Source organism: Ruegeria sp. SATB027, from assembly GCF_059613825.1.
The window spans coordinates 271,431-279,618 of sequence record NZ_JBXWTH010000047.1 but is presented as its reverse complement, the minus strand read 5'-3'; the positions used below and the strand labels follow the sequence as shown (position 1 = coordinate 279,618).

General features: G+C 57.4%; 8 protein-coding genes. 7 read left to right on the top strand and 1 reads right to left on the bottom strand.

The genetic code is table 11. The features are described 5' to 3' along the window. Positions 1–131: 131 nt before the first annotated feature. From AC2FPW_RS15100 to AC2FPW_RS15085, 4 genes are all read left to right on the top strand, one after another. The gene (locus AC2FPW_RS15100) at positions 132–1,100 is read left to right on the top strand and encodes a type II secretion system F family protein (protein WP_496814344.1); all 969 of its coding nucleotides are present in this window, start codon (positions 132–134) and stop codon (positions 1,098–1,100) included. A gap of 13 nt (positions 1,101–1,113) precedes the next feature. Then, positions 1,114–2,106 carry a type II secretion system F family protein gene (locus AC2FPW_RS15095; protein ID WP_209503743.1) on the top strand — a complete coding sequence of 331 codons (993 nt, stop codon included), beginning with the start codon at positions 1,114–1,116 and terminating at the stop codon, positions 2,104–2,106. A 148-nt stretch (positions 2,107–2,254) separates the two neighbouring features. Further along, complete coding sequence (locus AC2FPW_RS15090; RefSeq protein WP_496814343.1) at positions 2,255–2,932, top strand: orotate phosphoribosyltransferase; 678 nt, start codon at positions 2,255–2,257, stop codon at positions 2,930–2,932. Positions 2,933–3,191: 259 nt separating this feature from the next. Then, positions 3,192–4,682 carry a replicative DNA helicase gene (locus tag AC2FPW_RS15085; RefSeq protein ID WP_267366870.1) on the top strand — a complete coding sequence of 497 codons (1,491 nt, stop codon included), beginning with the start codon at positions 3,192–3,194 and terminating at the stop codon, positions 4,680–4,682. A gap of 155 nt (positions 4,683–4,837) precedes the next feature. Here AC2FPW_RS15085 and AC2FPW_RS15080 read toward each other — a convergent pair whose 3' ends face one another. Further along, positions 4,838–5,377 carry a GNAT family N-acetyltransferase gene (locus AC2FPW_RS15080; protein WP_480558013.1) on the bottom strand — a complete coding sequence of 180 codons (540 nt, stop codon included), beginning with the start codon at positions 5,375–5,377 and terminating at the stop codon, positions 4,838–4,840. Positions 5,378–5,617: 240 nt separating this feature from the next. On the opposite strand from AC2FPW_RS15080, the gene alr reads away from it, so the two are divergent. Genes alr through AC2FPW_RS15065 form a run of 3 tightly spaced genes read left to right on the top strand, consistent with a single transcriptional unit; the run spans position 5,618 to position 8,174 of the window. Further along, a complete protein-coding gene (gene alr / locus AC2FPW_RS15075; RefSeq protein ID WP_496814341.1) occupies positions 5,618–6,652 on the top strand; it encodes an alanine racemase in 1,035 nt (344 codons plus the stop codon). Then, complete coding sequence (locus tag AC2FPW_RS15070; RefSeq protein ID WP_209503739.1) at positions 6,649–7,431, top strand: MlaE family ABC transporter permease; 783 nt, start codon at positions 6,649–6,651, stop codon at positions 7,429–7,431. Before alr ends, AC2FPW_RS15070 begins: the two co-directional genes overlap by 4 nt. Next, a complete protein-coding gene (locus AC2FPW_RS15065; RefSeq protein WP_480485443.1) occupies positions 7,428–8,174 on the top strand; it encodes an ABC transporter ATP-binding protein in 747 nt (248 codons plus the stop codon). Before AC2FPW_RS15070 ends, AC2FPW_RS15065 begins: the two co-directional genes overlap by 4 nt. Positions 8,175–8,188 lie beyond the last annotated feature (14 nt).

Genomic DNA, 8,188 nt, shown 5'->3' with positions numbered 1-8,188 from the left:
GACCAACTGCTCATGCACCATTGCTACCCCACTGGATTCAAACAGGGAATCCCTCACGCCATTTGTGCAACAAAGCCGGCGGCGGGTGTCGATGTGGACACCAACATGTTTATTCACGGGGCGACGACATCATGATTGACCTTCAGCCCAACATACTGAACATCCTGATCTACGTGTCGATTTTTCTGGGTATTCTGCTTGCCTACGAAGGCGTTCACCAGCTTCTGGCGCGCAAGGAAACGCATGGCGAAGCCAGAAACCGCCGCATGAAACTGATCCAGAACGGGGCTTCGACAGATCAGGTGTTGCAGCTGCTTCGCGATCCCGCAATGCTGGCTGCTGGTGAAAAAGCCGGGCTGATTACGCGGTTTCGCCGTCTGCTTGTGCAAGCCGGTTTGACGGTCAACCCGATTTGGGTCGTGCTCGCCGTCTCCCTTCTGGTTTTGATGATCTTTTTCGGGGCCTCCCGGTTCCTTGCACCGGAACTGGCAGTCATTCTGAGCGCTGTGTTCGGCCTCATCAGCCCGGTTATCGTGCTGGTCGCCATGAAAGACGCACGCGCGAAGAAACTGACGAAACAACTGCCAGACGCGTTAGACCTGATGGCCAGGGGGTTGAAGGTGGGGCACCCTGTTGCAGTGACGGTTGGAAACGTTGCCTCTGATCTGCCGGATCCGATCGGGTCAGAGTTTGGCATCATCAAAGACCAGATCAACTATGGTGATGACGTCGCGACCGCCTTTCACGACTTTGCGCAACGGGTCGGAACAGAGGATGCAAAATACCTTGCTGTAAGTATCGGCATTCAGCATGGAACCGGCGGCAACCTGTCCCGCGTTCTAAGCATTCTATCCCAGACCATCCGCGACCGGCACACGATGCAAAAGAAGATCAAGGCAATCTCTGCCGAAGGTCGCCTGAGCAGCCTTATCCTCACGATTTTGCCGGTCATCATTTACCTTTCGATCGAGATCTCCACCCCAACATTTTACGGCGACGTGCGCAGCGATCCGCTGTTTCCGTACTTCGCCCAGGTGATCATTGGCCTGACAATTGCCCAGGGTTTCATCCTGAAGCGGCTGGTTAAGTTCAGATTCTAAAGGGAATTGGGATATGGATATTCTTCAGGACATTCTAAACGATCCGCGCGTCACACCGCAGTTGATCCTGTTGGTCGGAATCGCCCTTAGTGTTTTCTTTGTCTTCATGGGCTTTGCCGGGTTTACAACAAGCGAAAACACGGCAGCTCGTCGCATGCGCGTTGGGTCGATTTCACAAGGGCATGGGCAGGATTTTGACCTTATCCAGGGTGACAACAGCGACCCGCACGGGCTGCTGAAGGCCTTTGTCCCGTCGTCAAAACGCGAACGCTCCAGGATCGGCAAGCTTTTGAAACAAGCCGGAATTCGGCAAAAGCACGCCATTCGCACTTATTATACATTTCGGGTCGTCCTGGGATTTGTGTTGCCTGCCGCGTTCGTCGCAACCATGGCTTTGCCGATCGAAACGCAAGTTCAGTTAGGGATCGCCGACCTTTTGCAGGGTGTTACGTGGGTTAACACAATGCAGGTCGTGACGGCACTGATGGTCTTGGGCTTTTATGGCCCGGCACTGTGGTTGCGACGTCGCATAAAGAAACGCCGCCAGGCCATCGAACACAGCCTGCCGAACGCGCTTGACCTGTTGCAGGTCGCTATCGAGGCCGGGCTGGGCTTTGACGCGGCGATGATCCGGGTCTCGCATGAAATGGCAAAGGCAGCTCCGGAAATCTCGCAGGAGTTTTCGGTTCTTCAACTGGAGTTGCAGGCAGGCAAAGAACGTCAGGCCGCCTTTCTGGACATGGCGAACCGGGTCGGTATCGACGAGATGAACTCGTTCGCGAACGCCTTTTTGCAATCCAACCAGTACGGCACCAGCATATCCGCATCGTTACGCCGCTTCGCCACTGACATGCGGCTTGACCGAGAGCTTCGCGCCCAGGAAAAGGCAAACCGTCTGCCTGTGCAGATGTCTGCTGTGATGGCCATGTGCATGATGCCTGTCCTATTGCTGATTTGTCTGGCACCAATGCTGATCCGGTGGGTCAACATGTTCGGGCAAGGGTAACGCAGCGACAATGGTGTTCGCATAGCTGACTACCCGGAAACAGCGGACCTTAGGGGGGTCCGCTTTTCTTTTGTTCCAACAGCTCTCGACTCCGGGCCAAGGGTCGGGCTATCAGCCCGAAACATCATTTCATCGCCGAGGTCCCGCCATGATCCCCAGTTCTTTTCCCAATAGCACTGAAATCGCTCGCCTGACGGCCCGGATGCTGCTGGAGATCAAGGCCGTCCACTTCAACGCGCGCGAGCCGTTCACGCTGGCAAGTGGCCTTCCCAGCCCGACCTATATCGATTGCCGCAAGCTGATCTCCTACCCGCGCATTCGTTCCACGCTGATGGATTTTCTGACCGTTACGGTGATGCGGGACGCTGGTTTTGAATCCTTTGACAATATTGCGGGCGGCGAAACTGCGGGCATCCCCTTTGCCGCGATGGTGGCCGAACGTATGGCGCTGCCGATGACCTACGTGCGCAAAAAACCCAAAGGTTACGGGCGCAACGCCCGCATTGAAGGCGCAATGAGCGAAGGTGAACGCGTGTTGCTGGTCGAAGACCTGACTACCGATGGCGGTTCGAAACTGTCCTTCGTCGATGCAATTCGCGAGACTGGTGCCACCTGCGGGCATACGGCTGTGATTTTTTACTACGGTATCTTCCCCGAAACCGAGAAGACGCTGGGCGACCATGGTGTAAAGCTGCATCACCTTTGCACGTGGTGGGATGTTCTGGCCGAGGCCAAGGCGCAAAAAGCCTTTGATCAGGAAACACTTGACGGGGTCGAGGCGTTTCTGAACGAGCCGCGAGGCTGGCAGGACGCGCGAAAATCGTGATTTTCAGCCTGTGGATGGCTTGGGGATAGTTAATTTTCGAATCGCATCAAAGCGCGCCTATCTAGTCAAGATATCCAGCCAACACACCAAATGTTGCGGTAACGCTGCGCCCGTGTAAAACTAGGGCTAAGTTATCCCCATTGGGGTGGGCAGTTATCCCAAGGCGGGGGGCAGTTATACCAACTTACCCCCATTCATTTGCAGATAGCTTGAACCGGGGTGTGGCGTGTAGAACCTCGGAACGGGCAGCGGGGACATGATGAACGAGATCAGCAGTATCGAGCAGGCAGCGGCGCATATTCAGAACGCCGAAACCATGCCGCATTCCATTGAGGCTGAACAGCAGCTTCTGGGTGCAATTCTGACGAATAACGACCTTTACGACCGGGTCGCTTCGATCATTGGGTCCGAGCATTTCTATGACCCGGTTCATGCCCGCATTTATGAGGTCGCCGCCGCACGCATTGCAAAGAACGCGCTGGCCTCGCCTGTGACGTTGAAATCCTTCATGGCCGAGGATGAGGGCCTGAAGGAATTGGGCGGGCCAGCTTATCTGGTCAAGCTTGCCGGCGCGTCGATCAGCGCCTTTGCGGTACATGACTACGCCCAGATGATATATGACCTCGCCATCCGGCGCGAGTTGATCCGTTTGGGCCGCGACATCTCCGACAAGGCCGCGCGGGTCGATGTAGCCAGCGAACCGAAAGAACAAATCGTCGAGGCCGAACAACAGCTTTATCAGCTTTCCGAGCAGGGCCAGACCGAACAGGGGTTCCAGTCCTTCCTCAAGGCGGTCACAGAAGCCGTCAATGTCACCAACGAAGCCTACCAGCGCGGTGGCGGCATGGCTGGGATATCGACCGGTCTGGTCGATCTCGACAAACAACTGGGTGGTCTTCACCCCTCGGACCTGATCATTCTCGCAGGTCGTCCGTCGATGGGGAAAACCTCGCTGGCGACCAACGTGGCCTTCAACGTGGCCAAAGCATACAAACGCGGTCTGAAACCGGATGGTTCCGAAGGCGCAATTGACGGCGGGGTTGTCGGCTTTTTCTCACTTGAGATGAGCGCCGAACAGTTGGCCGGGCGCGTTCTGGCCGAGGCGTCCGAAATCTCTAGCCACAAGATCCGTCAGGGCGACATGACCGAGGCCGAATTCCGCCGTTTCGTGGATGCGGCCAAAGAACTTGAAGCCTGCCCGCTTTTTATCGACGACACGCCCGCCCTTCCGATTTCTCAGCTTGCCGCACGCGCGCGACGGTTGAAACGCACACATGGGCTGGACCTGCTGGTGATCGACTATCTGCAACTGTGCCGCGGCATGTCCGACAACCGGGTTAACGAGATTGCCGAGATTTCGATGGGCATGAAAGCAATCGCCAAAGAACTGAACATTCCGGTGATTGCCCTGTCGCAGCTTTCCCGCCAGGTCGAAAACCGCGACGACAAACGTCCGCAGCTGTCTGACCTGCGTGAATCAGGCTCGATCGAACAGGACGCCGATGTCGTGATGTTCGTGTTCCGCGAAGAATACTACAAAGAACGTGAAAAACCCGGCGATCACGAGCTTGAGAAGATGGAAGAATGGAAGCAGGCCATGGAACGCCTGCACGGCAAGGCCGAGATTATCGTTGGCAAACAGCGCCACGGTCCTATCGGCACGGTCGAGCTGTCATTCGAGGCGCAATTCACCCGGTTTGGCAATCTGGTCAAGCCGTGGCAGCAGGGTGGCGAGATCGAAGGTTATTAATCGCGAAAGGACAGCCTTACTTGGGTTTTCCCGACTTTCCTTTGATTGTTGGCAAAGCAAAAAGGTTCTGTGAACCTGTCGCGCGATTCAGGATCTGGTGCGCGAACCAAGAATGAGGTCCGCCCGCCTGTATTCTGACAGATTGAACCCCGCACTCACCAAAGCGTCGGATTGTTCAACGCAGACACGCAGTGCGACGGGCCGCTAAGTGGCGCAAGCGCCTGACCATCCAGCGACTGCCCCAGCCAGCCATGCGGATGGCTCAGCTTTAGCGGCGGTTGTGCAGTGGCCTCAGAAATCTGCTCAAAACCTGTTTTTCGATAGTAAGCGGGATCACCATAGGTGAGTGCCACGTTCACGCCTGATGCCCGCAGGCAATCCAGACCATAGGCAATCAAAGCCTGTCCAACCCCGGCTTTTTGCCTGTCTGTTCGGACAGCCATAGGCGACAGGATAAATACCCGGCGCGCATCCTGTGGAAACAGCATTCGGGAAAAGATGGCGCAGCCAAGCAGCACCTGATCGCGTCGCGCGGTGCACACCATCAGGTCCTGTGGTGGGGTGGTATCGATCATCTCTTGCACGAAAGCTTCGATAATCGCCCCCTCGTCCGGGCCTTCCGACGCCGAAAATACTTCTGCGAAAAACCGGGCTGTTTCGGACGGATCTGGCGTTTGATCGGTATAAAAATCCATGATTTCCTCGGGATATGCCGCAGCACCGTTTATTGCAGCGATGGGACGATCTTGTTCTCAACATCACTTTAACACCTATGTGAAGACAATCCCGAAAACGGCTTAACACAGCAGCACGTCGCCAAAATGTCTGCTTTTTTGGGTGTTTTCCGCCGTATCTGTCGCTTGGTGGGCGCAATCTGTCGCGGAAAAAGCCCTTTCCCTCTTGACCTTGGACGGCGCAATGTCATGAACAGTCCCATGAGTACTGCACGTTTGACGATCAATCTTCAGGCCCTCGCCAGAAACTGGCGGGCACTCGACGCGAAAACCGGGGTCGAAACCGGCGCCGTGGTCAAGGCAGATGCCTATGGGCTGGGCGCAGGACCTGTCAGCGACACGTTGGCAGAAGAAGGTGTTCGCAAGTTTTTCGTGGCCGCCGCAGAAGAAGGCGCAACCGTTCGCGAGGCAGTTGGCCCCGGCCCGGTGATTTTCGTTTTTTCGGGACATATGGAAGGCGATGCCGACCTGCTGCGCGGCAACGACCTGATACCGCTGATCAACTCGCCGGAACAGTTTCAACGCCACACAGAAGCCCTGCCCGACCACCCGTTTGGTATCCAACTGGACAGTGGCATGAACAGGCTTGGTCTTGAACCTGCCGACTGGGCTGAGTTGCGTTCCAAAGCCGAAGCCTTGAACCCGGCGCTCATCATGTCTCATCTGGCCTGCTCGGACGAGCTGGACCACCCGATGAACCAGCAACAACTGAAAACCTTCCGCGAGATGACTGATGGGGTCGCTGCGCCGCGTTCTCTGGCGGCGACGGGCGGGATGCTTTTGGGGCCTGAGTTTCATTTTGATTTCTGCCGACCGGGCATCGGCCTTTACGGCGGCATGCCCTTTGCCGGTGCAAAACCCGTTGTAACCGTCGACCTTCCTGTCATTCAGGTGCGCAAGTTGGCCGTGGGCGAGACCGTGGGTTATGGAAACACCTGGGTGGCGCGTCGGCCGTCCCGGATCGCCACCGTTGCTGCCGGCTATGCAGACGGCCTGCATCGCGCCATTGGCGGCGGCATCGACACATTTGCGGGCGACCAACCCTGCCCGGTTGTTGGGCGTATCTCGATGGACCTGATCACCGTGGACGTCACAGATCTGCCGAAAGACCCGGAGCGTCTGCGCATTCTCAACGGTCACCAAACCGTTGATGATCTGGCCGAGGCCGCTGGTACAATTGGCTATGAAATCCTGACATCCATGGGCAGTCGCTATTCGCGGGGCTACGTGGAATGAATCCAATCAGCGCGCTGGGGGGGCTGGGCCGCACCGTGCTGGGCCTGCTTGCGGCCTTTGGCCGGGTGGCCCTGTTCGCGCTTGATGCAGTGTCGCATATCCTGCGCCCACCCTTCTATCCGCGTGAATTCGGGATGGCCCTGCTGAATATCGGCTGGCTGTCCCTGCCCGTCGTCGGCCTGACCGCCATTTTCACCGGCGGCGCGCTGGCCTTACAAATCTATGCGGGCGGTGCACGGTTTAACGCCGAGGCGGTGGTGCCCCAGATCGTCGCCATCGGCATGGTGCGCGAACTTGGCCCGGTTCTGGTCGGCCTGATGATCGCCGCGCGTGTGACCTCGTCCATCGCGGCCGAGATCGCCACGATGAAAGTGACCGAACAAATCGACGCTCTGGTCACGCTGTCGACCCATCCGATGAAATACCTTACTGCTCCACGTGTTCTGGCCGCGCTGATCACCGTGCCTGCACTGGTCGCCGTAGGTGACGTTATCGGGATTGCGGGCGGGTACACTGTCGCTACGCAGAATCTGGGCTTCAACCCGGCGGCGTATCTGAAAAACACGGTCGATTTCCTTGAGATGCGCGACATTGTATCGTCCCTGGTCAAGGGCGCGGCCTTTGGCGTGATCGCGGCTATCATGGGTTGCTATTACGGCATGAATTCGGGCCGCGGCGCACAGGGTGTCGGTCGCGCAACCAAAGGGTCGGTCGAGGCCGCAGCCGTGTTGATCCTCGCCGCAAACTTTGTTCTCACAGGGGTGTTCTTCTCGCTATGATCCGGATGGAGAACGTACATAAAGCCTTTGGCGACAACCGTGTGTTGCAAGGCATGAACCTTGAGATTCCCAAAGGCACCTCAATGGTGATCATTGGCGGCTCGGGCACCGGCAAGTCGGTGGCATTGAAGTGCATTCTGGGTTTGATCCACCCTGACAGTGGCGTGATCTACGTGGACGGCAAAGATGCACAATCCGGTGACAGGGATGCGTTTCTGGCCAGGTTTGGAATGTTGTTTCAGGGCGGTGCTCTGTTCGACTCGCTGACCGTCTGGCAGAACGTCGCCTTTCGCCTGCTGCGTGGATCCCTGAAACGTCCAACCGAGGAAGCGCGCGAGATCGCCATCGAAAAACTGCGCCGCGTGGGCCTGAAATCCGACGTGGCGGACCGTTTTCCGGCAGAACTGTCAGGTGGCATGCAAAAACGCGTGGGCCTTGCCCGCGCCATCGCCGCCGAGCCTGAGATTATCTTTTTTGACGAACCCACCACCGGCCTCGACCCGATCATGTCCGGCGTCATCAACGACCTGATCCGCGAAATCGTGACCGAGATGGGCGCCACCGCGATGACCATCACCCACGACATGAGCTCGGTCCGCGCGATTGCCGACAACGTGGCCATGCTGCACGGAGGTGTGATCCAGTGGACCGGCCCTGTCAGCCAGATGGATGCGTCTGGTGATCCTTATGTGGAGCAGTTCATCAGCGGGAGCGCTGAGGGGCCGATTGAGGCGGTGCGGTGATAGCAGTGATGCCG

Bases quoted from the DNA above. Each gene is read 5' to 3' on its own strand.
- AC2FPW_RS15065 (WP_480485443.1), top strand. From the start codon at position 7,428: ATGATCCGGATGGAGAACGTACATAAAGCCTTTGGCGACAACCGTGTG.
- AC2FPW_RS15090 (WP_496814343.1), top strand. From the start codon at position 2,255: ATGATCCCCAGTTCTTTTCCCAATAGCACTGAAATCGCTCGCCTGACG.
- AC2FPW_RS15080 (WP_480558013.1), bottom strand. From the start codon at position 5,377: ATGGATTTTTATACCGATCAAACGCCAGATCCGTCCGAAACAGCCCGG.
- AC2FPW_RS15095 (WP_209503743.1), top strand. From the start codon at position 1,114: ATGGATATTCTTCAGGACATTCTAAACGATCCGCGCGTCACACCGCAG.
- AC2FPW_RS15100 (WP_496814344.1), top strand. From the start codon at position 132: ATGATTGACCTTCAGCCCAACATACTGAACATCCTGATCTACGTGTCG.
- alr (WP_496814341.1), top strand. From the start codon at position 5,618: ATGAGTACTGCACGTTTGACGATCAATCTTCAGGCCCTCGCCAGAAAC.
- AC2FPW_RS15070 (WP_209503739.1), top strand. From the start codon at position 6,649: ATGAATCCAATCAGCGCGCTGGGGGGGCTGGGCCGCACCGTGCTGGGC.
- AC2FPW_RS15085 (WP_267366870.1), top strand. From the start codon at position 3,192: ATGAACGAGATCAGCAGTATCGAGCAGGCAGCGGCGCATATTCAGAAC.